We start from the raw sequence: 25,718 nt of genomic DNA on the forward strand, positions 1-25,718 counted from the left end.
CTTGAGACAGACCCGGAGCATCGGATCACGGGCCTCGTCCCGACGCTATGAGTCGCCACCGCGACGGTCAATGCGTCGTAGACGTGCGAGACCCCCGCATCCAGTACGGGGATGCGGGGGTCTCGAGTGCTGCTGCTACCGGTTCAGGATGAATCAGCCCTGGCCGGTCAGCTTCTCGCGGAGCGCCTGCAGTGCCTCGTCGGAAGCGAGCGCGCCCTCGACGGGAGCGTCGTCCTTCGGGGCAGAGCCGCCGGAGGCCGAGGAGTACGTCGATGCCTCGCCGGCCTCGACGTCCGCCGTCTTGGCGTCCTCGATCTGCTTCTTGTGGGCCTCCCAGCGCGTGTGGGCCTCGGCGTACTGCCGCTCCCACTCCTCGCGCTGCGCGTCGAAGCCCTCGAGCCACTCGCCCGTCTCCGGGTCGAAGCCCTCCGGGTAGATGTAGTTGCCCTGGTCGTCGTACGTCGCCGTCATGCCGTAGAGCGTCGGGTCGAAGTCGTCCGAGACCGGGTCCACACCCTCGTTGGCCTGCTTGAGCGACAGCGAGATCCGGCGCCGCTCCAGGTCGATGTCGATGATCTTGACCATGACGTCGTCGTTGACCTGGACGACCTGCTCCGGGATCTCGACGTGCCGCTCGGCCAGCTCGGAGATGTGCACCAGACCCTCGATGCCCTCCTCCACGCGGACGAACGCACCGAACGGAACCAGCTTGGTGACCTTGCCGGGCACGATCTGGCCCATCTGGTGGGTCCGGGCGAACTGCTGCCACGGGTCTTCCTGGGTCGCCTTCAGCGACAGCGAGACGCGCTCGCGGTCCATGTCGACGTCCAGCACCTCGACCGTGACCTCCTGGCCGACCTCGACGACCTCGGTCGGGTGGTCGATGTGCTTCCAGGACAGCTCGGAGACGTGCACCAGACCGTCGACGCCGCCGAGGTCCACGAACGCACCGAAGTTGACGATCGAGGACACGACGCCCTTGCGGATCTGGCCCTTCTGCAGCTGGGTGAGGAAGTTCATCCGCACCTCGGACTGCGTCTGCTCCAGCCACGCCCGGCGGGACAGGACCACGTTGTTGCGGTTCTTGTCCAGCTCGATGATCTTGGCCTCGATCTCCTGGCCGACGTACGGCTGGAGGTCGCGGACCCGGCGCATCTCGACGAGCGAGGCCGGCAGGAAGCCACGGAGGCCGATGTCCAGGATGAGACCACCCTTGACGACCTCGATGACGGTGCCGGTGACGACGCCGTCCTCTTCCTTGATCTTCTCGATCGTGCCCCAGGCCTTCTCGTACTGGGCGCGCTTCTTCGAGAGGATCAGACGGCCTTCCTTGTCCTCCTTCTGGAGAACCAGGGCCTCGACGTGGTCGCCGACGTTGACGACCTCGTTCGGGTCGACGTCGTGCTTGATCGACAGCTCGCGGGAGGGAATCACGCCTTCGGTCTTGTAACCGATGTCGAGCAGGACCTCGTCCCGGTCGACCTTGACGATGGTGCCCTCGACGATGTCGCCGTCGTTGAAGTACTTGATGGTCTGATCGATCGCCGCGAGGAAGTCTTCCTCCGACCCGATGTCATTGACCGCTACCTGCGGGGTGGTGCGCACTGCGGGGTCGAGAGGTGCCTCGATGCTGGCCGTCATGTGGTGGGTTGCTCCGTGGACTGGTGGTGTTGTGCGGTCGCGTCATGAACCGTTGGATCGCATCAAACCGCTGGATTGCCTGAAGAGCACAGATTCACCACCGACTGCTGCGAGCACGAGCCTGCTCCGTCTGAGGTCGCGCGGGCCCATAGCGCATCTCACAGAATACCGGTCTTGACGAAGACAGCACAACCTGGGGCACCCGGCCCGCGTCCACACACGGCCGGCCGCCCGCCGAGGTCTCCCGACGTGCCGCTGATCTCAATGTACGACGTCCAGGGCCGGACGGCCTCCGGCGAGCGTGCCCGTGTCCGCCATTCGAGAGACCAGACGGTGCGCGGCCGCCGCGATCTCGTGCTCGGCGGCCCGCTCCGCGAGGTCGAGCAGCGCCCACAGATCGGCCGCCCGGCCCAGGTCCACCAGCCGCTCCCCCAGCCCCATATCCCGCAACACCGCCAGCACCGCCCCGGCCAATACCTGGTCCTCGGAGAAGCGGAGCAGGTTGCCCAGATCGGCGTACGGCGAACCTGTGTGCGCGAACTCCCAGTCGATCAGCCCGGTGATCCGCGCCGTCTCCGGGTCGACCAGCAGGTTCTTCGGGTTGAAGTCGCTGTGCACGAGGCAGACCCGGTGCACGCCGTCGGCCAGCACGTCCTCCGCCTCGTCGATCACCGCGGCGAAACCCTCCCGCTGCCGGTCGTCGAACCCGAGCCGAAGCCCCGCGACGTACTCCGCCAGGTCGCCGAACCCGAACGGCTCGACCGTCAGCTCACCGCCCCGGAACATCCCGGCCTTCAGGTACGGCATCCCGCTCAGCCGCGCCAGCAACTCCCCCAGCTGCGTCCCGACCCGCTGCCTCTGCTCGTCCGTCGCCGACTCGAGGAAGACCTGCAGGTTGATCCCCGGCAGCCGCTCGGTCAGCAGGTACGGCGGGTCCTCGAAGGACCCGTCGCGCTTGAGATCAAGCACTCGCGGCACCGGCAGCAGTCCGTGCACCAGCTCGAGCAGCGACGCGTCGACGGCGGCCCGCTCGGGGTCCCGCGCGTAGAACTTGATGACCGCGTCCTCGTCGCCGGCGCTCACCGCGAACGTCTGCCCGCCGTACCCACCGCTCAGCGGAACGGCACTGGCCGCGAAATCAGTCATGCTTCCGCATCCTGCCGCATTCCCTCGACAATTCGGCTTGAAGTTGACGTAGCGGCAACATCTACCGTCGGGGACGTCGACGGAAAGGAGCAGTTCGATGGCGTGGTCGATCGCGCAGGTGGCCCGGTCCTCCGGTGTCACCTCACGCACGCTCCGGCACTACCACTCCATCGGCCTGCTGGTGCCGGCCAGGGTCGCGCCCAACGGCCGGCGGTACTACGAGCAGGAGCAGCTGCTGCGGTTGCAGCAGATCCTCCTGCTCCGGGACCTCGGGCTGAGTCTGGACGTGGTCGGCGAGGTGATCGCGCACCGGGACGAGCAGGACGCGATCGAGGTACTCGCCAAGCACAAGGAGTGGCTGGTCAAGGAGCAGCTGCGCCTGGGCCGGCTGGTGCAGACCGTCGACGCCACCATCGACAACCTGAAGAGAGGAGGAGAGATGTCACCGGAGAAGGTCTTCGAAGGATTCGAACGCAACCCGTACGAGGCCGAGGCGCGCGAGCGCTGGGGCGACGAGGCAGTGGATGCCAGCTACCAGCGGATGCGCGGCTGGACCGAGGCGGACGCAGAGAAGGCTCGGACCGGCTACCCACGGGTCCACGAGGGGCTGGCCGCGCTGAAGGCGGAAGGGGTCGCAGTGACCGACCTGAGTGTGCAGGAGCTGATCCAGCTGCACTACGAGGTCACCTGTCTGTTCTGGACGCCCACACGTGAGGCGTACAAGGGACTCGGGCAGATGTACGTCGACGACGAGCGGTTCCGGCAGAACATCGGCAGCGGCGACGACGCACTGGTCGAGTACCTGCGCGACGCCATGACCGTGTACGCCGACAGCAAGCTGGACAGCTGATCCAGGACCTCGGAGGCTGCAGACTCCGGGGTCCTCTAGGGTAGGCCGGTGGTCGAGCCGCGGAGGGTTGAGCTGACGGAAGCTCAGACGTCACGTGCCAGCCGGACGTATTGGGACGGGGCCGCTGCGGAGTACCTGGCCGAGCACGGTGACTTCCTCGGTGACGACCGGTTCGTCTGGTGTCCGGAGGGCGTCGACGAGGAAGCGGCCCAGCTGCTCGGGCCGGTGCGCGGCAAGCGGATCCTCGAGGTCGGCTGCGGTGCGGCCCAGTGCTCGCGCTGGCTCGTCGGGCAGGGCGCGGATGTGGTTGCCTTCGACATCTCGATCGAGCAGCTCCGGATCGCTCACGAACTCGACGTACGCACCGGCACAGCGGTCCGCACCGTCGCCGCTGACGCCGTCGCACTCCCCTACCGCGACAGCACCTTCGACATCGTCTGCTCTGCCTTTGGCGCGCTCCCGTTCGTGGCCGACGTCGGTACGGCGTTCCGCGAGATCGCGCGCGTCCTGAAGCCCGGGGGCCTTCTGGTCTTCTCGGTGACGCACCCGTTCCGCTGGACGATGCCCGACGACCCGTCGGCCGCCGGTCTGCGCATCACCCACTCCTACTTCGACCGGACGCCGTACGTCGAGGTCGACGCGTCCGGTACGCCGGTGTACGCCGAGCACCACCGCACCACCGGGGACTGGATCCGGGAGCTGACCGGCGCCGGATTCGTCGTCGACGACCTGCTCGAACCGGAATGGCCGGCCGGGCACCAGCTCGTCTGGGGCGGCTGGGGACCCGAGCGTGGACCCCTCGTCCCCGGCACAGCCATCTGGACCGCCCGCAAAGGACAGCCCGCATGACCCGATTCCCCGCAGTGGACGGACTGCGAGTGATTGCCGCACTCGCAGTGGTGGTGTCACAGGTCGGTCTGCACACGCAGGCGCCGTTCGCCGGGGTCGTGTCCCGGCTGGACGTCGGCTGGGCGATCTTCTGTGCGATCTCCGGGTTCCTCCTCTACCGGCCGCACGTACTGGCGTGGTTCTCCGGCACGCTGCCGCCGCTCACCCTCCCGTACCTGCGCAGCCGCGCACTACGCATCCTCCCGGCACTACTGGTCGCCGTCGTACTGTCGATCGTCCTCGTCCCGCACCCGGCGACCACGTACCTCCGCTGGGCGGTCCTGACGCCTCTCCCGTTCTACCTGCTCCTGCCCGGTCTAGGACGGCTGCTGACCGGGTACGAGCGTCCCACCCGCCGCAGTGTCCGGTGGCGGCTCCTCGTCTTGGTCGCGCTGACCGCACTCGGACCGGTGTGGATGGCCGCCGTCATGGCAACCGGTCATCCGGCGGCAGGGCTCTGGCTGCCCGGGTACCTCGGCTGGTTCGCCGTCGGTATGGGTATGGCGCTCTGGCAGGTCGCCCGCGCCACAGGTCGGCTTGGCCCGTCAACACTCGACACGCTGACCAGAGTCCCCGGCACACTCTGGGGAATCGCCGCAGCACTCCTGCTGATCACGGCAACCCCAATCGCCGGACCGTACGACCACTCCACCCCCACTGCGGCACAGGCCCTCACCAAGAGCCTGCTCTACACAGTCGTCGTCGCCTGTGTGCTCTTCCCGGTCCTCACGCCCACAGCCGGAACAGTCCGCGTGCTAGGCAGTCGCCCGGCGCAACTCGCCGCACAGCTCTCGTACGGCGTTGTCGCTTACCAGTTCGTCGTACTGGGCCTGCTCGACGGCCCGTTCGCCGTACAGCTGCCCGTGACGCTGCTGGCCTCTGTTGTTCTGGCCGCAGTCAGCTACCGCCTGATCGAACGGCCTGTGGTGAAGAACGCGGCGGTGGCCAAGACCGAGAGCAACGCGATCAGCCCGAGCAGCAGCCCGGCGCGGTAGGTCCTGTCCGGCAGGAAGCTTGCCGTGACCACCTGCTCCGGCCCGGCCGGCAGTACCCAGCCCTGCTGCCAGCCGCCGATCCGGATCGGCGTGAGCTTCTGGCCGCTGCCGTCGTACGCTTCCCAGCCCTCGTTGTAGTTCTGCGCGACTGCCAGCACGGACTGCTCGTCCGCACCAGGCACCTCGACCGTCAGCTCGGTCGGGTTCGGACGCCACACGTCCACACCCTGCACCGGTGTCACGGACACGTCCCCGAACCCTGCCTTCGCCAGCGTGGTCTCGATCGGCACCAGCCCACCGTTCGCGTGCACCTCCACCTGGTGGAGCCCGGACCGCAGCGGGATGGTCGACATCTGGCCGCACAGGCTGAACGTCACCTGCCGTCGCTGCAGCAGGTCCCGCATGGTCGCCGCGACCTGTGTCCGTGCCGGTACGCCGTCGACGCGGACCGTCGGCCCGTTGCCGCAGTACGCCGGAATCCGGCGCTGCGGAGCGACCGCCTTGCGCAGCTCGTCCGCACCGAGCACCTCGACCTCGGTCACGCCGACCGGACTGGTCCGCGCGTCCTGCAGCGGCTTCGTCGCGGTGAAGTCGATCCTGACGGTCCGCGTGTGTCTCGTCGCGAACCGGACGTACCCGCCGGCGTCGACCGTGGCAGGGAGCGGCGCGCCGCCGTCGAAGTACAGCACGACCTCTGCCGGCCGGGAGCCGTTCAGGTACGCCTGGAACCGCAGCCCGTGCACGTCACTTGCTACAGGCAACTTCAGCGTCAGGCTCGGCGCCGGGTCGTCCGGCGCGGCCAGCCAACCGGTGCCGAGATCGCGGTCGACCGCGGCATCCGGCCGTCCCTCCGGCGCGGCGACCGCCCGCGACGACGCCGTCGCGGTGATCGCTCCCGGCACCGACAGCAGCCGTTCGAGCGCCTCGCCGTCCCGCGGCAGGGCCGTCCCGCGCAGCTGGTACGTCGCGGCCTGCGGGAGCTGCACGCTGCGGGACAGGCCGTTCGGCTCGGCGGAGTCCTTCGCCTGGTCCTGACTGCACAGGGCCCGCGCGCCGACGTGCAGACAGGCGGACCGGCCGATCTGGGCGTTGCGCAGTACTACTGCACTCGGCTGTCCATCAGTCTGCTGGCTGTCGGTCGCGATCAGTGGCAGGTCGTCCAGCTTGCCGTTGGCGTCTGCCCGCAGTACGGCCGCGCCCTGGCCACCGAGCGCGGTCACCACCGTCGGTACGTCGTCAGCGGTGCCGCCGACCGCTACGAGCCGCGACCGCGGGATCAGCCGACCCGGTGTGGTCGCTCCGACGTCGTAGATCTCCACGCTCGGGTACGGCGGGCTGGACTGTCCAGGCGGTCCGAAGTACGCCACCCTCCCGATGCCGGAGTCGGCCAGGCTCTCGTGGATCGCCAACGACGGCGTGTCATCCGGTACGTCGTTGCGCACGACGACGTACCGGATGCCGTCGCGGGTCAGCTCCTGACGCAGCGCGGGGTCACCGACGCCAGAGTCGATACGGCTGCGCATGTCATTGGTGAGCGCGGCCAGTGGGCGGTTCACCAGGGCGGCGAGCGGTTCGCTGGAGCTGGACAGCACCAGCACGCTGCCGGGCGTGGTCTGCTCGTCCAACCAGCTGGCCGCGTCCTCCCAGTGCTGTGGGATCGCTGCGAACGCCCCGTCCGGTCGGGCGAGCATCACGGGCAGGGCGGCGGCCACAGCCAGACAGGTGACCAGAACAGGTACGACGCGGCGGTGGACGCCTCGCGAGACGGACAGGTTCGTCAGACGACGCAGGTAATGCGCCGCGGCCAGTGCGAGCGGCACGCCGACCACCGCAGCAGCGACCGGTACCCAGCGCGGGCTCTGCGGCGCAGCGCCGTACCGGAACTGCATCAGCAGTGGGACCAGCCACCAGATCGACGCTGCGACGACGAAGCCCAGCCACGCGACAGTCAGCTTCCACCTCCCGCGCGACACGAGCCAGACGGCCGGTACGACGAGGGTCGCGACGCCGGCCACCGGGTTGGCGCCGCCGATCAGCGCGAACGCGACGGCCGACCAGCTGACCCGCCACCAGCCGGAGCGGGTGCCTGGTGCGACGAGTGGCAGTAGTACCCACGGGGCCATAGCCAGCGGCCACACCTCGATGGGGAGCCCGCCGAACGCCAGTGGCACGACGGCGTACAGCAGGGCGACGGCGAGCCGTGTCCAAGGCACGCCGTACTGCAGGACGTTGCACAACTTCCAGATGCCGAGGAACGCGACGCACAGGACCAGCGACCACCACAGGCGCTGCGTGATCCAGTCCGGCACCGACAGCGTGTCCAGCAACCAGTGGAACGGCCCCATCGGAAACAGGTAGCCGTAGGCGTCGCTCTGCAGCTGACCGAACGCCGTGTGCGGATCCCACAGGTGGAGTGCACGCGACAGGAACCCGCCCGGCCCGGCCGTCAGCTCGAGCCGGCGATCCGGAACGATCTGACCGGGAGCACGCTGAAAGCACAGAGCGATCAGAGCAAGGCATCCCAGGACGAGCCGTGCCCGCCAGACGACCTGCTCCGAACTCCCAGCCTTCAGCCTCCTCACCGGCCGGACATTAACGGATCCGGCGGCTCCTGACCGACTTCGTTACCGCTTGGTGATGGATCCCCTTCCCGCCACTGTCAGCCGGTCCCGGCGGCAAAGACATGGATGCGCCCGAATCCGCCACTCGGCGGTGGTAGCTCGATCGCCTGGGGAGTCTTGCCAGGCGTCAGCGGCAGCGTCGTCGCGTAGACATACGTGGTGATCTGCTCCGTCCCGACCGGAGCCCAGTGACGGTACGGCATCTGGGCGACGACTGTGTTGCCGTGCCCGATCGGCTGTCCGCCACCGCCGCGGGTCCAGTCGGTGAAGCCGATCGTGACAGCCTGCCGGGTTCCGTCGGTGTAGACGACCGTCCCCGACCCCGAAACGCCGGTCGGCCAGCCTTCGGCCGCACCCATGAGACCGAGCTTCGTCGCACCTGCGACCGGAGCGAGGGGGATCGACTGTCCCTGGGCGACGTAGTTGTCCCGGTCCCCCGCTGCCGTGGCCGGCCACACGTACTGGACGCCGTTATGGACGATCTGCCGGCCCGCGGTGAGCCCTGCCGCAGCGAGCGCCTGCCGCGAGTAGCCGGCCGCTCCGTTGTCGAAGTCGGCAGTGCCGAGCTTCGTGTCGTCACTGACTCCCGCGTTGGCCCGGTGGCCGGAGAACCCGATGTCGAAGATGTGCAACCGGCCGGTCGCCGGCGTGGCCGGCAGTGTGACACTGATGACAGTCTTCGCCGGGTCGACAGCGAAGGAGGTCGAGTACAGATACGTCCTGACCTGTTCCGGTCCGCCGGCCCAGTAGTTGTTCCGGTACGGCATGTCGGCGGCGACCACGTTGTCGCTCCGCTTGGCAACGGCGCCGCCCGCCAGCGTCCAGTCGCTGAATCCGACGTCGACCTGCTGGCTGGTCCCGTCGGCGTACGTGATGGTTGCCGCACCGGCGGCACCGTCGAGGCTGCCCTCGCTGCTGCCGAGGAAACCGATCCGGTTCGCCCCGGGCGGACCCGAGACGGTCACGGTCTGTCCGGCCGCAAGGACGTTGTCGGGCCGGCCCGACCGGACGTTCGGCCAGACATAGTCGATGCCCTCAGCAACCAGCTTGCTGCCGGCGACCACTCCCGTCGCCTGCAGAGCCTGGACCGAGTACCCCGACCCGAACTGGTCGTAGTTGGCTTCACCCGGCGCGGCGTCGTTACTCGTTCCGTTGCTGTTGGCGAGGGCGACGGCGTCGGACGAGTACGACGGAGGCGCGGCATCCGGGGTCGAGGCCCAGCCGGTGTTGGGCGTGCTGCCCAGAGCCACCGTCACCGCCCCACCCGTCGACAGCATCCCCGGCGGGAGGAAGGACTTGTTCCAGTCCGCACCGTTGACGGACATGCTCTGAACGTACGGCGACCCCGCCGCCGCGGCCGGAGCGCTGATCGTGAGCGTCTTGCCACCCTGCAGACGAATCGCTGCCTCGGGGAACACCGGGCTTCCGAGCACCAGGTCCGCCGTCCCGGGAACCGCTGGATACAAGCCCAGAGCCGACCAGACGTACCAGGACGACAGCGAGCCGAGGTCGTCGTTGCCGGCCAGGCCGTCGGGCTTGTTGCCGAACAGTTCGGTCTGGATCCGGCGTACGACCTGCTGGGTCTTGTAGGGCTGCCCCGTGTAGTTGTACAGCCACGGCGTGCCGAAACTCGGCTCGTTGCCCATCCAGGCGTACGGGCCGGCGATCTCGTTCAGCTTCTGGAAATGTGTGTCCAGGTACTGACTCATCGCCGCCGCTCCGCCCTTCGCGGAGATCAGTCCGGCGGCGTTGAACGGAACCATCGGCGTGTACTTCCAGGAGTTGCCCTCGGCCCAGTCGTCGAAGGAGAAGTCGGTCGGATCGAAGTTCTCCTTCCAGACTCCGCTCGAGCGGCGCGGCTGGATGAAGCCGCTCTGCGGATTGAGCAGGTACTGCCATCCCTGCGCCCGGTCGAGGAACTTCGCTTGTACGGCGCGGTCGCCGCGCGCCGCCGCGAAGGCCGAGAGCGCGAAGTCCGCGACGCCGTACTCGAGTGAGGTCGACACCGTGCCGGTGTGCTCACAGCAGTCGTACGCACCGTCGGTCGGCAGGTAGCCGTGCGTATCGAGGTACCCGGTCCCCGGCCGGATGTCCGAGCGACCGGTGGCCTGGTCGACCATCGCGGTCAGCGCCTTCGCGGTGTCGAAGTTCCTGGCGCCGAAAGCGTAGGCCGACGCGATCAGCGGCAGCGCCGGGTCGCCGACCATCATGAAGGTCTCGCCGTTGGCCACCGGCCACTTCGGCAGGCGTCCCGACTGGTCGTACGCGAGCAGCAGGGACCGGACCATGTCCGAGGTCTGCGCGGGCGCCACCAGCGCGCTCAACTGCAGCTGTGATCGGTAGGTGTCCCAGCCGGAGAAGTTGGCATACACCGCCGACTGCCCGGCCGGCACCGTCCGTACGGTCTTGTCGAAGCCGATGTACTGGCCGTTCGAGTCGCTGAACACGTTGGGATGCAGCAGCGAGTGGTAGAGCGCGGTGTAGAACGTCTTCTGCGCGTCGAGGGTGCCGCCGCCGATCTGCACACCGGTCAGCAGCCCGTTCCACGCGGTTCTGGCAGCCTGCTCGACCACGGCCAGATCCCAGCTGGACAAACTGTCGCGGTTGGCCTGCGCATTGGCGACGCTGACGAACGAGATCCCCACCTTCGCCTTCACCACCGTACCGGCCGGAAAGGTGAGGGCGATGCCACCGTCCCCGGTGACCCATGGCCACTGCCCGGTCCACTTCGACGACGCCGTGAACGCCTTGTCGAACTTCACCGCGTAGTAGAGCCGGTAATGGTTGCCCCGGGCACAGAACGCCCCGGCGCCGGTCCAGCCCGTCACCTCGGTCGTGCTGACCGCGGAGATCCCGGCTTCGGACGCCGCAGCACCTCCAGCTGCCTTGATCAGCAGCGTGGCCGCCGTTGCAGCCGGGAACGTGAACCTGCCGAGGCCCGACCGGAGGCCGGTGGTCAGCTCGACCCGGACGTTGTTGGCCAGAGTCAACCCGTAGTAGCCGGTGCGCGCGGTCTCTTGTGCATGCGTGAACCCGACCGTCGCATTGTTCTTGTCCGCAGGCACCGTACCGGTGACGGGTAGGAAGGGCAGATCGCCGTACGCCCCGCAGCCGGCGCCGCTCATCCGTGTCATCCCGAAGCCGGCCAGGGCCGTCGCACCGTAGTCGTAATCACCGCCCGGCCAGCGCGGCGAGGTGTCCGGTCCCCACTGCACCATGCCGAACGGCATGGCCGGCCCCGGGAACGTGTTGCCGGCGTTGCCCTCCTGCCCCACCGTCTGCTTGGTCCCGATCATCGGATTGACCAGCGCCGCCGGATCCGTCACCAACGTGGTTGCCTGGCCGGCCGTCGACTCGCCCGCAACCGCCTCCGACGTGGAGCCGACGCCGGCCAGGACGACAACCACCGCAACGAGCAACCTCAGCCACAGACGCTTCCTGTTCATCGGCGCCGGTCGCAGGTGTCGGGAAGTCCGGGCCAGACCTCGTAGCCGCCCCACCAGATGTTCGCGTCCACCTCGAACTTGTTCGGCCCGCCGTACGCGTTCGCGATCCCCTGTGCGGCCGCGTACATGGCCGCGAACTTCCAGCCCCACCGTGCCCACTGGTCGGAATGCACCGCCTCGTGCCACGGCAGATGCGGGCCGTACTTGATACCGGCCGCCGAACCACTCTGCTGTGCGAGCCCCGCAGCGTCCTGGGCATCACACTTCAACTGGTAGTCCCACGTACTCTCGCCCCACGGATAGCCAAGGTAGTCGCCAAGCGTCATCGGCCGCTGCTGGTGGTTGGTCAGATCGGTGTAGAAGCAGACGATCTGCCGCGAGGACATCTTGCACTCCCGGCCGCCGATGAGGTCCAGGGCGATCCTGTTCACGTCGTTGTTCCCTGGCCGGTCGTACCAGAAACTCGGGAACCAGCGAGTCTCCGAGACCGCGTACTTCGGCGCCGACCACGGTCCCCAGCCGCGTGAGTTCCGGCTCCGCACCAGGATCTCGTACTGCTCGACCGGTGTGCTGAGCTTCGCTCGTTTCTCCATCAGGGACCACCCGCTGGTGATCTCTCCGGTCAGGCGATTCTTGTAGCGGATCTCCCACAGGTTCGGCTCGACCGTCGCGTCGCTCCAGTAGAACTCGAAGTAGCCGTTGTACTCCGTGACCCAGGAGATCGTCGGCGCCACCGGAACCGGCGGGATCGGGGTCGCCGCCGCGACGGGCGACGGGGCCGAGACCCCGGACTCGTTCGCCGCTCTGATCCGGAACTCGTACCGCTTGTTGTTGATCAGCGGCCCGAAATTGATCCAGGTCTGGCCGACGACGGGCCACCCGGCCCGGGTCCATTGCTGTCCGGACTGCCGGAACTCGAGCCAGTAGTACACGCCGGACACGCTGCTCGCCGACCAGTCGAGCTTGACCGTCCGGTCGCCTGCCGTTGCGACCAGGGACGCCGGAGCGGTCGGGAACGGCGGCATCGGACGCGCACTGGCCACCGGTGACATCGCCGAGTTTCCGGTCATGTTGTTGGCGTAGACGCGGAACTCGTACCTGACCGTGTTGCGCAGCCAGTTGACCCGCAACGACGTACCGCTGACCGGGTACGGCATCCGTCGCCAGGTGCCGCCGGCGGGACGCATCTCGACGAAGTAGAAGACGTCCGACGGAGTACTCGCGGACCAGTCGAGGAAGACCGTTCCGTCGCCTGCGTCCGCGGTCAGGCTCGCCGGAGCTGTCGGCAGCGGCGGCATCGGCCGGGCCTGCACCGTGTTCGTACCACCGCTCTCACCGATCCCGTTCTGCGCGGTGACCCGGAACGCGTACGTGTGGCCGTTCATCAGATACCCCGCGGTCATCGTGGTCGCGGTGATCGGCAACGGCAAGCGGTCCCACGGATCACCCGACGTCACGTCGCGCTGGTAGACGATGTACTGCACACCCGCCGTCGTACTCGCGCTCCACGACAGCTTCACCTTGCCGTCCTGCGCCACCGCCGACAGGTTCGTCGGGGCCGCCGGCAGACCGCCGTACGACGTCGCGGAGGCCACGTTGGAGAAGGGGCTGGTGCCGCCTTGGTTCTGGGCCGCGATCTTGAACTCGTACTTGTGCCCGGACTTCATCAGCCCGAGCTCCGCGGTCTTGTCCAGACTCGGCAGACCGAGCTTGACGAACGTCGTCTCACCGGCCGTGACGTCGCGCTGGTAGACCCAGAAGGTGACTCCGGCCGCCCCGTTCCAGTCCAGCCGGATGGTGGCGTTCCCCATCGCCCGGGCGACCAGGCCGGTCGGCGCCGGCGGCGGTGCGTACGTCGACTTCGCCGCAACGGCCGAGCTGATCGGGCCGTCCTGGCCGTACGCGTTCGGCTGCACCTTGAACTCGTAGACGTGCCCGTTCGTCAACCCGGTCGCACTGAAGCTGGAACCTTGCGTCGGGTACTGCAGTCTGACGAACGATCCGCCGGCGGTCACGTCGCGCTGGTAGATCCAGAAGTAGGTGTCCACGCGATCGGTCCAGCTGACCCTGATACTGCCGTCGGTCTGAGCGGCCGCGGTCAGGCCGGTCACCGCGGCGGGCGGCGGGTAGACCGGCGTCGCCGAAACCGCCGCCGACAACGGGCCTTCACCACCTGGCCCGAGAGCCGACACCTTGAACTGGTAGACGTGGCCGTTGGTCAGGTACCCGGCGGTCATGGCCGAACCGGACGAGATCGGCAACGGGAGCTTCGTGAACTCCGCTTCTCCGTCGGTGACGTCGCGCTGGTAGACCCAGTACCAGATGTCCGCGCCGAGCGACGTCCACTTGAGCGCCACTTCACCGTTGCCGGCGGTCGCCACCAGGCCCGTGGGCGGTGCCAGCGCCGGATAGGTCGAGGTGGCGGCCACCGCCGCGGTGCGCGGCGACTCGCCACCGTTGTCATAGGCAGTGACGGCGAACTCGTAGACGTGGCCATTGGCAAGGAACCCGGCCTCCATCGTCGTGCCCTGCGAGATCGGCAGTGGCAGCTTGACGAATTCCGGCTCCTCGGCGGTGACATCGCGCTGGTAGACCCAGTACCAGACACCAGGTGTCGTCGACGCGGTCCAATTGAGTGTGATCGTTCCGTCGGTCCCTGCGGTCGCGGTCAGGGTCGCGGGTGCCTGTGGCGGTACGCCGACCGGGGTCGCCGTGATCACCGTCGACCGGGCGGACTCGCCACCGCCGCTCCTCGCCGTCACGTAGAACTCGTGCGGATGGTCGACGTTCAGCCCGGTCACGGAGAACTCGCGGACGTCCGCGCCGACCATCGTCGCGGATTTGAAGCTGCCGTCGCCCTCGGTCGTGTCGCGGTAGAAGATCTCGTAGTTCCAGGCGCCTGGTACGGCCTGCCAGGACACCCGGATCCCTCCGGTCGCCCCGCTCGGCACCGCCGTCACACCGGTAGGCGCCGCGGGCGGAACGAGATGGACCGTGATACTCGCGGTTGCCGACGCCGTTCCCTCACCGGCACCGTTCGCGGCCGTGACCTTGAACTCGTACGTCTTCCCGTCCCGGACCAGGGATGCCGCCGCCGACGGCGCGGTCACGGCCACCGCGTCCCGGGCGAAGTGGGTCTGCCCGTCGGTCACGTTGCGCTGATAGACCCAGTACTTCGTCGCGCCGGCCACCGGCTGCCACGTCAGGGACACCTTGCCGTCCTCGGACTGCGAGGTGGTCAGTCCGGTCACCTGCCCCGGTACCGTCGCCGGGTCCGGAGCCGGCATCGGCCAGGTGGTCTCCACGAAACGCGGCCGATAGATGTGGGCATCGGCAGTGTTCGCGGTGCCGTCGAGGCTGTTGACGTTGTACGACCACAGCAACTTCCCGCCGGCGGCCGACTGCGGATGGACATGGGCGTCGTACACGATCTTGCCGGTGCCGTCAGCGCCTTCCGGCGCCTGGTACAGGACCACCGGATCGGAGAACGGCCCGGTCGGCGACGGGGCGCTGTAGGCAACCATGTCCGGGTGGAAGATGCCGTTGCCCTGCTGCGTGACCAGCACCCAGCCGGAGCCGATGCGCTGGACGCCGAAGGTCGTTCCGACGCCGCTCACGATCCGCGCGGAGGACGCCTCGTCGGAGACCCACGCCGATCCGTTCCAGTACTCCAGCGGAGCCGACAGGTCCGCGTTGGTTCGGGCCAGGTGGGCGAACCGCAGGCCCGTCTCGTCGACGTACTCCGATCCGTAGACGTACGTCACCGGACCGTCCTCGACGAGTTCGACACCCCACGCGATCTTGTCGCCGACGGGAAGGTCCACGACCGACTGCCGGCTGAATCCGACCGTTTCGAAGGTCGCCACGCTGGTACCTACGAGCTTGACGTCCAGCGCGCCCTGTCCGGACCGGGCATACCGGCTGTAGACGACCCGCAGCTTGCCGTCCGACGCGGTCCCGTCACCGACCCAGTAGAAGTCCCCCGTCGCGGACTGCGGCATCAGTGCGACGGGAGCGCTCGCCGTACCTCCGAAGATCGTGTCCTGCAGGCCGACCCCGGTCTGCAGGACGATCGAGTTGTTGATCATCGGGGTGTTCGCGGGACGGCTGCCGTCGGCGTTCACCGTCCCGATGTAGGTGTCGGAGAACAACCAGGCCACGCGTCCGTCGGACAGCGGAACGGACGCGGTCCCGTCCCCACCGCTCCACTCGCCGGACGTGTCGCCGTACGTCGTGAACGCGTCGTTCAGCTGCGTGGCTGTCAGAACCCCGACCGGGGTCGCGGCGCTGGCGCCGGACGGTGGAACGACTGCCGACCCGAGTACCAGAGCGAACAGTACGGCGAGTGCGATCGGCGCTCGGCGTACCGCCGGCCGGCGATTTTTCCCATGAGAGACCAGCAGACGCACAACCATGCCCCCACCCCTCCAACGCACAGTCAGGCCCCCGCCCCTTTGAGTTTCCTGAAGCGTGACGGATCGCGGATCTGCGCCACAAGCGTCACTTGCTGCAATCGCGAGCGCTTGACAAGGGCCCTCGTAGATGCCGATGTGGGGCCCTGGTGACGCAAGCCGTACGGTGAGGTCGAGCACCATCACACGACCGATCCGAGGCAGCGAATGACGTCAGGCACCACTCCGGCCGATGCACCGAATGCCAAGCGCCTGGCGTTCCTGCGGCGTGCCACCGTGGTCGCCGTCGCCATGGCGATCATGAACGTGGCCGCCTACGGCTTCACGCTCATCGGCACGCACCGGCTCGTCCCGGAACAGTTCGGCGCCCTCACGGCCTTGCTGGGTCTGCTGCTGATCGGCAACGTCGCCTCACTCGGCTTGCAGGCAGCCGGCGCCCGTCAACTCGCGACACACTCCGGTGCCGGCGCCGGAGCACTGGCCGACGCGATGCTGAAGGCGGGCAATCGCGCGGCACTCGGACTGACCGCGGTCTGCCTGGTGCTCACGCCGGTGTTCATGTGGCTGCTGCACATCGACTCGGTGGTCTCGATCCTGCTGCTCGCCCCGACACTCGGCTGCCTGACCGTGATGGGGTCCCAGCTCGGCGTCCTCCAGGGCAGCAAACGCTGGACCGAGCTCGCCGCGATCTACCTGTCCACCGGTGTCGGCCGCCTCCTCCTGGGCGGCGGCGCACTGCTCGTGCGTCCGTCGCTCGACTCGGCGATGATCGGCCTCGCGCTCGGTGCCGCCGTACCGGTCCTGATCGGACGCATCGCGCTCCGCGGATCGACCGGCGCGACCAAGGACCAGACCAAAGAGGTACTGCGGGAGACCGTGCACGGCACGCACACGTTGCTGGCGTTCTTCGCGCTCGCGAACGCCGACGTGTTGTTCGCCCGCGCCTTGCTCGACGGCACGGACAGCGGGTACTACGCGGCCGGGGTGATCATCGCGAAAGCCTGCCTGTTCCTCCCGCAGTTCGTCATCGTCCTGGTGTTCCCGACACTCGCACAGTCGCCGGGTGACACCCTGCGGCTGCGCAAGGCGATCGCGGCTGTCGCAGGTCTCGGTGTGTGCACGGTCATCGGCACCCTGATCCTTCCCGATCTCGTCGTCGCGATCATCGGCGGCGAGGAGAAGTACGCGCCGCTCGGTCCGTACACCTGGCTGTTCGCGGTCTCCGGTTCCGCGTACGCCGTACTGCAGCTGGTCGTGTACGCCGCGATCGCGCAGCAGGAGAAGCGCGCCGCACTGGGGATCTGGCTCGGGCTGGTGGTGCTCGCGGTGGCCGCCGGGATCATCCTCGGCACCGGCACCGCGACCGGCCTGAACGGCGTGAAGGTGCTGGCCGCGATGACCAGCACCTGCGCGCTCCTGCTGTCGGCAGGCCTGGCGGCAGGACTGCACCGCCAGGCCGCCGACTCACCACAAGCTTGATTTCGCGAACCGCCGGGCGAACGTGTTGGCCAGCACCAGCAGCACCAGCCCGATCACCGATCGGAACAACCCGATCGCGGTCGCATAACTGAACTGCGGCACCGACGACGCCAGACCGATCTTGTACACGTAGGTGTCGATCACCTCCGCGACATCGAGGTTCAGGCTGTTCTGCATCAGCAGTACCTTCTCGAAGCCGACGGACAGGATTCGGCCGATGTCCAGGATCAGCAGGATCACCGCGACCGGCACGATCGCCGGCAGGTCGATGTGCCACATCCGCCGCAGCCGGGACGCCCCGTCCACGATCGCCGCCTCGTGCAGCTCCGGCGGAACACTGGTCAGGGCCGCCAGATAGATGATCGCGGCGAACCCCATCGTCTGCCAGGCGCCCGACCAGACATAGAGATGCCGGAACATGCCCGAATCGCCCATCACATCGGTCGGACCGAACCCGAACAACCCGATCAGCTTGTTCGTCACACCCGTGTTCGGGCTGGTCAGGACCACGAGCAGACCGACCACGACCACGGTCGAGATGAAGTGCGGCGCGTAGGTGATCAGCTGGGCCGACCGGCTGAACCACTTCTTCCGGACCGTGTTCAGGCACAGCGCGAGGATGATCGGCAACGGGAATGTCGCAACCAGTTCGTAGACGTGCAGGTACACGGTGTTCTTGATCAGCCGCCAGAACTGGTACGACTCCACGAACCGGTCGAAGTACTTCATCCCGGCCCACGGGCTGCCCCAGATCCCGGACACCACGTTGTAGTCCTTGAACGCGATGATCACGCCGTACATCGGCCAGTACGCGAAGATCGCCAGCCAGATCAGCGGCAGCGCGAGCATCGCGTACAGCTGCCAGTTGCGGCGCATCCGCAGCCCGAGACCGACCCTGGACTTCGCCACCCGGGTGCGCTTGTGGCCCGCCGAACGGACCGACGACCTCGTCTCAGTTTCTGTTGTGGCCATCGGGCCTCATCCCTTCAGGGAGCCGATCATGGCTCCCTTGACGAAGTGCTTCTGGACGAAGGGGTACACCAGCAGCGGCGGAATCATGCCGATCACGATCAGCGAGTACTTCAGCTGCTGCTGCAACTCCTGCATCTGCGCCAGCTTGCTGGTGTCGGGCATCTGGGACGGGTCGACCTTGGTCTGGAGCAGGATCTGCCGCAGGATCACCTGCAGCGGGAACAGGTGCTCGTTGGTCAGGTAGATCAGCGCGTTGAAGAACGAGTTCCACGAACCGACCGCGTAGAACAGCAGATTCACGGCGATGATCGGCTTGCTCAACGGCAGGACGACGCGCCAGAAGAACCCGAAGTCGCTGCAGCCGTCCACCTTCCCGGCCTCCACCAGCTCTTCCGGGATCGTCACCATGAAGTAGGTCCGGGTGATGATCACGTTCCAGACCGCCAGCGCGGTCGGCAGGATCATCGCCCACCGGGTGTTCAGCAACCCCAGCTCGTGCACCACCAGGTACGTCGGGATCAGGCCGCCGCTGAACATCATCGTGAACACGAACGCCGCCATGATGATCCCCTTGCCCGGCAGCCCCTTCCGCGACAAGGGGTACGCCGCGAGCAGCGTGAGGATCGTGGCCACCAGAGCGCCGGCGACCGCGTAGAACACCGAGTTGCCGAAGCCGCTGACGATGGACTTGTAGTCGAAGATCGCCTTGTACGCGTCGAGTGTGAACCCGACCGGCCACAGCCACACCTCGCCGGCGGACACCCGCTTGGTGTTGCTGACGGAGGCACTGAGGACGTAGACGATCGGGTACAGCACCGCCAGGCAGAAGAGCCCGAGGGCGGTGTAGATACAGGCCAGAGCGATCTTGTCGCTCTTGGTGTCCTGGATCGGCGCACCGGCCCCGAGCCGCTCCTCGTCCGGCGCCAAGGTCGTTCCGGCGCTCATCCACGTCCTCGCTTCGCTCCGGGCGCGGATGAGCATTTGCTGCTGAGTTTGATGATGAACTCGCTTCGCTCGCTCATGAGTTGTACGTCTCGTACGCGGCCTGCTGGAGGTCCAGATACGGCTTCACGCCGATCTTCGCGACGCGGTCCTTGTAGTCGTTCCAGGCGCCGTCGTCGTTCGGGTCGAGTTGCCCGGTCATGAACTTGGCGAAGGACCCGTTCACCTCCCCCTTGAGGTTGGTCCGGATCTCCGCCTCCTGCGCGGCTTGGTCCTGGTCCAGCGTGACCGGCGGGAACTGCAGGTCCTGCGGCTGCTTGTAGGGGAAGAGCTTGTCCTTGGTCTGCCCGTAGAGCGGCTGCTCGAACGTGAGGTCCTTCGGGTTCACCCGCTCGCCCAGCCGGAAGTCCTGGGAGCGGTACATCGGGTTGTCCTGGCTCCAGTTGATGTTCTTCTGCGAGTTCCAGGTGGCGTCGAACCCGTAGATCGCCTGCTTGCCGTTGATCCCGAGCTCGCCCTTCTTCGCCCACGAGTACGCCGGACCGCCGTACCCGCGCAGGATCGCCTCCAGCTCGTACTGGGCGTCGGCCCACTGGACCAGCTGCTCCGGCTTGGCGCACTTCTTGGTGATGACCAGGTGCGCCACCTCGACGCCGACCGTGAGGTAGTCCCAGGCGGTGTACCGGACCTTGTTCGGGCCTTCGAGTGCCGGAATCACGTCGTACTGGCGCCAGCGGGCGTTCGGATCCTTCTGGTCGATGTCGACGAAGTTGCCCCAGTAGTTCACCCGCGCACCCCCGATCAGCGGGCCGCCGGGCGCGTTGCCGTAGCGCTTCAACTGGTCCTCGTCGGCGGTGAACAGGTCCCGGCTGATCAGGCCCTCGCGGTACATGCCGTTCAGGTACTTCAGTCCCTCACGCCACTCGTCCTTGTCGAACGTGACGTCGACCTTGCCGTCCTTGAGCACCAGCCACGGCTCGACCGGCGTGTAGAGGAACGAGTTCATGATGAACGCCTCGAACGGCGCGTCCTTGTAGCCGGCGAACGGAATGGTCCGGCCCTTGCCGGCCGGGTCCGCCTTCTTGAACGCCCGCAACACCTCGCGGAACTCGTCGGTGGTCTGCGGCATGGCCAGACCGACCTGCTTGAGCCAGGCGGTGTTCAGGAACGCCCGCTGCCTGCCGGCCCGGCAGTGGTAGCAGTCGTTGATGCCGGGGAACGAGTAGATCTTCTTGTCCGGCGCCTGGATGAGCTTGCGGGTGTCGGGGTAGTCCTTCATCGCCTGCTGCAGGTTCAGCGCGTACCCGTCGATGTACTGGCCGACGTCGGTGAACAGTCCCTGCTGGCCGTACAGGAACAACTGCGACCGGGTGAACGCGATCCCGAGGAACGCGTCCGGGATGTCCCCGGCCGCGATCATCGCGTTCACCTTCGTCATCACGTCGTCGTCGGTGCCGCCGACCTGCATCCATTCGATGTGGATCCCGGTCTTCTGCTCCAGCCACTTGGTGAACGCGTTGGTCTTCCAGTCGCCGATCGTCACGTCCTGCTTGACGACGATCTTGAACGTCGTCTTCTCGGTGGTGATCGGCTTCAACGTGCGGGCGACCGGGCCGACGTACCCGTCCGGGTACTGCACTGTCGCCAGCTTCGGGCCGAGCGTGACGCTGGGCGCCGCGGCGCCCGACCCCGGGGCTGCGGTGCCGGCGTTGCTCGAGCCGCTGCACCCGCTGAGTAGGCCGCCACCGGCGGTTGCGGCCGTCAGCCCGAGCGCGCCCGCGATGAGTGATCGACGGCTGACTCCAGGGCGCACGTGATCGTTCGGCATGGTTCCTCCTGGCGGCTGGTCGGAACAAAAGACGAAATATCCGAGAGCAATATCCGATAGGATCTCGGATCTTTTGCCCGGGAGAATGACATAGAAAGCAACCCGGCGGAAGGGATCGATCGATACCGATCGGGATCGATCAGTCACTGTTCGTATCTTGCGCGGCAAACGCTTACCGCTTGCGCTGCGCCACCCAAATTTCTTGCAGCGAAGAAAGTTCCGGACGCCGGTCTCGGTAGGGTTCCGGTCATGCCGACGCCGAAGTTCATCCTCGACCTGCGTGAGAAGATCGGGCACGACCTGCTGTGGCTGAGCGGGCTGACCGCGGTCGTGCTCAACGACCGCGACGAGGTGCTCCTCGTCCAACGCGCCGACAACGGCCGCTGGAGCCTGGTCGCCGGCATCCTCGAACCAGGTGAACAGCCGGCCGTCGGGCTGGTACGCGAGATCCAGGAGGAGACCGCGGTCGAGGCAGTCGTCGAGCGCCTCGTCAGCGTCGAGTCACTCCCACCCGCCAGCTACCCGAACGGCGACCAGGTCCAGTTCCTCGACCTGACCTTCCGATGCCGTCCGACCGGCGGTGAGCCGCGAGTCAACGACGACGAGTCCCTGGACGTCCGCTGGTGGCCCCTGAACGACCTTCCAGACCTGACGGACCGGGAGACAGCCTGCATCGAGCGAGCGCTCTCCCCCGGCCTGCCACCGGTGTTCGCGACCTCTTAGTGGGCGGCTTCGTGCCAGGTGCGGCCGACGCCGACCGAGACGTCGAGCGGAACGGCCATGTCGACGGCCTTGCCCATGTCGCGGCGGACCAGCTCCTCGAGCGCGTCCCGCTCTCCCGGGGCGATCTCGAAGACGAGTTCGTCGTGGACCTGGAGGAGCATCCGGGACTTCAGGTCGGACTCGCGCAGCGAGCGCTCGACCTTCAGCATCGCCATCTTGATGACGTCCGCGGCCGAGCCCTGGATCGGGGCGTTCAGCGCCATCCGCTCGGCCATCTCGCGGCGCTGCCGGTTGTCGCTGGTCAGGTCCGGCAGGTACCGGCGGCGGCCCAGGATGGTCTCGGTGTACCCGGTCTTGCCGGCGTCGATCACGATCGACCGCAGGTAGTCCCGGACCCCGCCGAAGCCCTCGAAGTACTCGTCCATCAGGCCCTTGGCCTCGTCGACGCCGATCTTCAGCTGCTGGCTCAGCCCGTACGCCGACAGGCCGTACGCGAGCCCGTAGTTCATCGCCTTGATCTTCGCGCGCTGTTCCTGGGTCACCGCGGACGGCTCGACCGAGAACACCCGGGACGCCGTCACCGAGTGGAAGTCCATCCCGGAGTTGAACGCGTCGATCAGGCCCTGATCCTGCGACACGTGCGCCATGATCCGCATCTCGATCTGGCTGTAGTCCGCCGACATCAGCGACTCGTTGCCCTCGCCGACGATGAAGGCCTGCCGGATCCGGCGGCCCTCCTCGGTGCGGATCGGGATGTTCTGCAGGTTCGGGTCGGTGGAGCTGAGTCGCCCGGTCGCCGCGATGGTCTGGTTGAACGTCGTGTGGATCCGGCCGTCGCGCGGGCTGATCGTCTTCAGCAGCCCCTCGACCGTCTGCCGCAGCCGGGTCGCGTCCCGGTGCGCCAGCAGGTACGCCAGGAACGGGTGCTCGGTCTTCTCGAACAGCGCCTGCAGCGAGTCGGCGTCCGTGGTGTACCCGGTCTTGGTCCGCTTCGTCTTCGGCATCTGCAGCTCGTCGAACAGCACCACCTGCAGCTGCTTCGGCGACCCGAGGTTGATCTCCTTACCGATCACGTCGTACGCCGCCGTGGCTGCTTCCCGTACGCCGGTGGCGAACCGCTCCTCGAGCTCCTCCAGATACGCCCGGTCGACCGCGATCCCGTCCCGCTCCATCGCGGCGATCACCTGGATCAGCGGCAGCTCGACGTCCGCGAGCAGCGCCGTACCGGCCTGTTTCTCGAGCTCGACGTCGAGCGTGTCGGCGAGATCGGCAATCGCGCGGGCGCGCAGCATCGTGTGGTCCGCGGCAGGCCCGCCCTCGACGTCGTCGAAGCTGAGCTGGCCGTTCTCGGCCTCCTCGTTGCGCAGCTCGCGCTTGAGGTAGCGAACGGTCAGGTCGGCGAGGTCGTACGCCCGCTGGTCCGGGCGGACCAGGTACGCACTGAGCTGGGTGTCCGAGCTCAGGCCCGCGAGGGTCCAGCCGCGCTCCAGGAAGCCGAGCAGCGGGCCGTTCACGTCGTGCAGCGCCTTCGGCTGCTTCTCGTCGGCGAGCCAGGCCTGCCAGGCTGACTCGTCGTCCGGCGTCATCGTGGTCGGATCGAACCAGGCCGCCGCACCCGACGTGTTCGCCAGCGCCAGTCCGGTGATCTGACCGGTGCCGCCGCCCCAGCTGCCCTGCACCGCGACACCGACGCGGTCACCGCCGCTCACATGCTCCTTGAGCCAGGCCCCGACCTCGCCCGGCTTCAGCTGCACGCCGTCCAGCTCGAAGCCGTGGTCGACGGTCGCGTCGACCTCCTCGTGCTCGGCGACCAGCCGCTCGCGCAGCACCCGGAACTCCAGGCTGTCGAACAGCGTGTGCACCTTCTCCCGGTCCCACGGCGTCCGGACCAGGTCGTCGACCGTCACGTCCAGCGTCAGGTCGCGGACCAGCTCGTTGATCTGCCGGTTCCGGATCACGTCGGCGAGGTGCTCGCGCAGCGACTCACCGGCCTTGCCCTTGATCTCGTTCACCCGGTCGACCACGTCGTTCAGCGAGCCGAACTGGTTCAGCCACTTCGCCGCGGTCTTCGGGCCGACCCCGGGCACGCCCGGCAGGTTGTCGCTCTGCTCCCCCACCAGCGCGGCGAGATCCGGATACAGCCGCGGGCCGACGCCGTACTTCTCCTCGATCGCGGCCGGGTCCATCCGGGCGATCTCGGACACGCCGCGCTTCGGGTACAGCACCGTGACGTCCTCGCTGACCAGCTGGAACGAGTCCCGGTCACCGCTGCTGATCAGCACCTCGAAACCCTGCTCGGACGCCTGTGTCGCGAGCGTCGCGATGATGTCGTCGGCCTCCCAGCCGTCGATCTCCGTGGTCGGGATCCGGAGCGCCTCCAGCACCTCCTTGACCAGCGAGATCTGCCCCTTGAACTCGTCCGGCGACTTCGACCGGCCGGCCTTGTACTCCGTGTACTGCTCGGAGCGGAAGGTCTTGCGGGACACGTCGAACGCGACGCAGATGTGCGTCGGCTGCTCGTCGCGCAGCATGTTGATCAGCATCGAGGTGAACCCGTACACCGCGTTGGTGTGCTGCCCGGTGGTGGTGGAGAAGTTCTCCACCGGGAGCGCGTAGAACGCCCGGTAGGCCAGCGAGTGCCCGTCCAGCAGCAGGATCCGCGGTCGCCCCGTGCCGGGGGTCGCGGTGTCCTTGGTCATCGTCGAGGTGTTGGTATCTGGAGCCACACACCGACTCTAGTGGGTCCCACGGACAGTTCTGTCACACTGCTTCCGTGACAGATGAAATGAACCTTGGCCCGGGTATGGGCATGGAGGGCACGCTCCTGCAGCTGATGGGAATCGTTGTCACCGAGGCCACGCCGGACCGGGTCGTCGCGACGATGCCGGTCAAGGGCAACACCCAGCCGTACGGTCTGCTGCACGGCGGCGCGTCCTGCGTGCTGGCCGAGAGCCTCGGCTCGATCGGGTCGGCGCTGCACGCGGCGGCGTACGGGAAGGTCGCGGTCGGCGTCGACATCAACGCCACCCACCACCGCGCGGTCCGCGACGGGATCGTCACTGGCGTCGCGACACCGATCTACCTCGGCCGCACCACCACGTCGTACGAGATCGTCGTCACCGACGACCGGGACAAGCGGGTGTGCACCGCCCGGATCACTTGCCAGCTGATTCAGGCTCCGCCCGGGAGCTGACCGCGCGGCGGGCGACCGCCGAGCGGCGTGACGACAGCAGGGCGAGCAGGTTCGGCGCGTGCTCGGCGGTGAGCCGGCGACGGACGGTGTGCGTGTTCGCGAACCGCAGTACGCCGGCCTGCCCGAGGCCGAGGCGGGCGAGGAAGCGGTTCGCCTCGCGGGCGATCGCGGGCGCGACCACGGCCAGGTGGAGGCAGCTCTCGTGCTCGGCCCAGGTGACCGCTTCAGCGATCAGGGCCTTGCCGAGGCCGTGCCGGCGGGACGTGTCGCTGACGTGCAGGTACTCGACCGTGACGGTCGAGTCGTCGTGCAGCGGACTGATCATGGTCCGGCGCAGGTACGCCATACCGTGCACCTGACCGTCCAGCTCGACCACCAGCAGCCGGCCGAACGGGTCGTCCAGATGTTTGCCGACGGCAACCTCGGCGGCGGCGGGCGACGGCGGCGCCGGGAGCCGGGACGGCAGACCGGCAGCGGTGCTGAGCTCACGCCAGAGCGCCACCAGCGCGTCGGCGTCGCTCGGCCGGGCGTCCCTCACCTCGACGGCTGCCACCACAGCGACCTCCCGGTCCGGTCCACCCC

Annotated in this window: 16 protein-coding genes; 6 read left to right on the forward strand and 10 right to left on the reverse strand. The window is 67.8% G+C overall.

The features are described 5' to 3' along the window. Positions 1-153: 153 nt before the first annotated feature. Positions 154-1,641 carry a 30S ribosomal protein S1 gene (gene rpsA / locus ACLJOO_RS13985; protein WP_410787444.1) on the reverse strand — a complete coding sequence of 496 codons (1,488 nt, stop codon included), beginning with the start codon at positions 1,639-1,641 and terminating at the stop codon, positions 154-156. 261 nt (positions 1,642-1,902) lie between these two features. Further along, on the reverse strand, positions 1,903-2,787 hold the full coding sequence (locus tag ACLJOO_RS13990) for a phosphotransferase family protein (RefSeq protein ID WP_410787445.1): 885 nt from the start codon (positions 2,785-2,787) through the stop codon (positions 1,903-1,905). A 97-nt stretch (positions 2,788-2,884) separates the two neighbouring features. Here ACLJOO_RS13990 and ACLJOO_RS13995 point away from each other — a divergent pair, with 97 nt between their 5' ends. The 3 genes from ACLJOO_RS13995 to ACLJOO_RS14005 are packed head-to-tail and all read left to right on the forward strand — an operon-like array spanning position 2,885 to position 5,520. Beyond that, positions 2,885-3,637 (forward strand): MerR family transcriptional regulator, encoded by a 753-nt coding sequence (locus ACLJOO_RS13995; RefSeq protein ID WP_410787447.1) that lies wholly within the window; start codon positions 2,885-2,887, stop codon positions 3,635-3,637. A 48-nt stretch (positions 3,638-3,685) separates the two neighbouring features. Beyond that, a complete protein-coding gene (locus ACLJOO_RS14000; RefSeq protein ID WP_410787449.1) occupies positions 3,686-4,486 on the forward strand; it encodes a class I SAM-dependent methyltransferase in 801 nt (266 codons plus the stop codon). Beyond that, positions 4,483-5,520 (forward strand): acyltransferase family protein, encoded by a 1,038-nt coding sequence (locus tag ACLJOO_RS14005; RefSeq protein WP_410787451.1) that lies wholly within the window; start codon positions 4,483-4,485, stop codon positions 5,518-5,520. Before ACLJOO_RS14000 ends, ACLJOO_RS14005 begins: the two co-directional genes overlap by 4 nt. Here ACLJOO_RS14005 and ACLJOO_RS14010 read toward each other — a convergent pair. The 3 genes from ACLJOO_RS14010 to ACLJOO_RS14020 all read right to left on the reverse strand — a co-directional run bounded on the left by ACLJOO_RS14010 (position 5,427) and on the right by ACLJOO_RS14020 (position 16,002). Continuing rightward, complete coding sequence (locus ACLJOO_RS14010) at positions 5,427-8,102, reverse strand: alpha-(1->3)-arabinofuranosyltransferase family protein (RefSeq protein WP_410787452.1); 2,676 nt, start codon at positions 8,100-8,102, stop codon at positions 5,427-5,429. The genes ACLJOO_RS14005 and ACLJOO_RS14010 overlap by 94 nt on opposite strands. A gap of 77 nt (positions 8,103-8,179) precedes the next feature. After that, positions 8,180-11,587, reverse strand: a complete 3,408-nt coding sequence (locus tag ACLJOO_RS14015) for a GH92 family glycosyl hydrolase (RefSeq protein WP_410787454.1) — start codon at positions 11,585-11,587, stop codon at positions 8,180-8,182. Then, positions 11,584-16,002, reverse strand: a complete 4,419-nt coding sequence (locus tag ACLJOO_RS14020) for a fibronectin type III domain-containing protein (RefSeq protein WP_410787455.1) — start codon at positions 16,000-16,002, stop codon at positions 11,584-11,586. The genes ACLJOO_RS14015 and ACLJOO_RS14020 overlap by 4 nt, the downstream gene beginning before the upstream one ends. Positions 16,003-16,206: 204 nt before the next feature. On the opposite strand from ACLJOO_RS14020, the gene ACLJOO_RS14025 reads away from it, so the two are divergent. Continuing rightward, entirely contained in the window at positions 16,207-17,478 is a 1,272-nt protein-coding gene (locus ACLJOO_RS14025; protein WP_410787456.1) for a lipopolysaccharide biosynthesis protein, read from the forward strand. Here the strand turns inward: ACLJOO_RS14025 and ACLJOO_RS14030 are convergent. From ACLJOO_RS14030 to ACLJOO_RS14040, 3 genes are all read right to left on the reverse strand, one after another. Next, a complete protein-coding gene (locus tag ACLJOO_RS14030) occupies positions 17,464-18,450 on the reverse strand; it encodes an ABC transporter permease (protein ID WP_410787457.1) in 987 nt (328 codons plus the stop codon). The two genes, ACLJOO_RS14025 and ACLJOO_RS14030, sit on opposite strands and share 15 nt — an antisense overlap. Positions 18,451-18,456: 6 nt before the next feature. Beyond that, positions 18,457-19,395 carry a carbohydrate ABC transporter permease gene (locus ACLJOO_RS14035; protein ID WP_410787458.1) on the reverse strand — a complete coding sequence of 313 codons (939 nt, stop codon included), beginning with the start codon at positions 19,393-19,395 and terminating at the stop codon, positions 18,457-18,459. A 73-nt stretch (positions 19,396-19,468) separates the two neighbouring features. Further along, positions 19,469-21,220, reverse strand: coding sequence for a hypothetical protein (locus ACLJOO_RS14040; RefSeq protein WP_410787459.1), 1,752 nt, complete (start codon positions 21,218-21,220; stop codon positions 19,469-19,471). A 249-nt stretch (positions 21,221-21,469) separates the two neighbouring features. On the opposite strand from ACLJOO_RS14040, the gene ACLJOO_RS14045 reads away from it, so the two are divergent. Further along, positions 21,470-21,943, forward strand: coding sequence for an NUDIX hydrolase (locus ACLJOO_RS14045; protein WP_410787460.1), 474 nt, complete (start codon positions 21,470-21,472; stop codon positions 21,941-21,943). Here the strand turns inward: ACLJOO_RS14045 and polA are convergent. Continuing rightward, complete coding sequence (polA, locus tag ACLJOO_RS14050; protein ID WP_410788671.1) at positions 21,940-24,642, reverse strand: DNA polymerase I; 2,703 nt, start codon at positions 24,640-24,642, stop codon at positions 21,940-21,942. The genes ACLJOO_RS14045 and polA overlap by 4 nt on opposite strands. Positions 24,643-24,716: 74 nt before the next feature. Between polA and ACLJOO_RS14055 the strand changes: the two genes are divergently transcribed. Further along, on the forward strand, positions 24,717-25,136 hold the full coding sequence (locus ACLJOO_RS14055; protein WP_410787461.1) for a hotdog fold thioesterase: 420 nt from the start codon (positions 24,717-24,719) through the stop codon (positions 25,134-25,136). Here ACLJOO_RS14055 and ACLJOO_RS14060 read toward each other — a convergent pair. Continuing rightward, complete coding sequence (locus ACLJOO_RS14060; RefSeq protein ID WP_410787462.1) at positions 25,099-25,689, reverse strand: GNAT family N-acetyltransferase; 591 nt, start codon at positions 25,687-25,689, stop codon at positions 25,099-25,101. The two genes, ACLJOO_RS14055 and ACLJOO_RS14060, sit on opposite strands and share 38 nt — an antisense overlap. Between the last annotated feature and the right edge of the window lie 29 nt (positions 25,690-25,718).

It is taken from the genome of Kribbella sp. C-35 (assembly GCF_046549195.1).
Taxonomy (GTDB): Bacteria; Actinomycetota; Actinomycetes; order Propionibacteriales; family Kribbellaceae; genus Kribbella.